Raw genomic sequence first — 311 nt, forward strand, 5'->3', positions numbered from 1 at the left:
ATGGAGTACGCCGCGCCGCCGATCTCTGCGAATTGCAGCGGATCGCCGGCTACGCCGAGCGGCTTCCCGGCTTCCGCTTCGTCCCGGTGCTCAGCGAGGCGGACGCCGACTGGGACGGCCGGCGCGGCTACCTGCACGAGCATTTCGACGCCGCCCGCCTGCGCGACGAAGCTTTCGACCTCTACCTGTGCGGGCCGCCGCCGATGGTCGAGGCGGTCGAGCGCTACCTGCGCGAGCAGGGCGTGCGCCCGGCGAATTTCTACTACGAAAAGTTCGCTGCCAGCGCGGCCTGAACCCGAGCAGCCAAGGAG

General features: G+C 69.8%; 1 pseudogene. It reads left to right on the top strand.

Annotated features, from left to right (window positions below):
* Positions 1-293 (top strand): annotated as a pseudogene (locus ACLJNW_RS24160) (hypothetical protein); the annotation flags it as partial.
* Between the last annotated feature and the right edge of the window lie 18 nt (positions 294-311).

The organism is Salmonella sp. SAL4457 (assembly GCF_046548235.1).
GTDB lineage: Bacteria > Pseudomonadota > Gammaproteobacteria > Enterobacterales > Enterobacteriaceae > Salmonella > Salmonella enterica.